The sequence below is a fragment of the Brevundimonas sp. genome, assembly GCF_046293315.1.
GTDB lineage: Bacteria > Pseudomonadota > Alphaproteobacteria > Caulobacterales > Caulobacteraceae > Brevundimonas.
In genome coordinates, this window is the sequence record NZ_JBKBPF010000051.1 from 1 (window position 1) to 733 (window position 733).

Annotated in this window: 1 protein-coding gene and 1 pseudogene; both read right to left on the reverse strand. The window is 73.7% G+C overall.

The genetic code is table 11. The annotated features are described in order from the left end of the window. A partial coding sequence (locus ACK4SE_RS13955) for a hypothetical protein (RefSeq protein ID WP_409693916.1) occupies nt 1–215 on the reverse strand: 215 nt, incomplete at its 3' end. A gap of 184 nt (nt 216–399) precedes the next feature. Next, a pseudogene (locus ACK4SE_RS13960) lies at nt 400–729 on the reverse strand (DUF222 domain-containing protein); the annotation flags it as partial. Between the last annotated feature and the right edge of the window lie 4 nt (nt 730–733).

Sequence of the window (733 nt, forward strand, 5' to 3'; positions counted from 1 at the left end):
ACGATGGGGATGAGGTGGGCTTGGCAGGCCAGGCGGCGGGCGTGGTCGGCGGTGAGGTGGAGGTCGTCGCCGTCGGGGTCGAACCCGAGGCCGGCGACGGCGAGATCTCGTTTGAGGTCCTCGAGGGTGATGATGACGTTGATGGTGGTGGCGTCGCCGCCGTGGTCGGGCAGCCGGTCGGGATCGAGGGTGTGGAGGAGGTCGCCGAGGGCCATCGCGAGCAGCCGGGGGCGGGGGACTCGGCGTCCGTCGGCTGCGGTGGCCTGTTTGCGGGGTTGGGCGAACGCCTCGAGGTAGGTGGTCAGGCGGTGGGCGAGGGCGTCGGGGACCAGCCCGGGACAGCCGGGTGGTGCCGTCCCCCAGCCGCTTGAGGGTCAGGCGCTGCTGGTGGTGGGCGTGGGCCTCCTCGTCGGCGAGCTTCTTGGCCTCCCGCTCCTCGGCGCCCTCGGGGTCGAGGTGGTCGAGCACGCGGCGGCCCAGGCGGCGTAGCTGGGTGGGGGTGAGGTGCTTGGCCTCGACCAGCAGCGCCCGCTCGGCCTGGACCACCACATCAGCGTCGGCGTCCTCGGTGATCTGGTCCAGGACACTGGTGATGACACGCGCCTGCTCGACGTGCAGGTCGCCGGCGGCCAGGGCTGCGGCGGTGCGGGTCCACTGGGTGTCCAGGGCGGTCGCGAGGCGGTGGTCGGCGTGCGCGGCACGGGGGTCGAGGTGCTGGTCGGCGGCCAGCCAC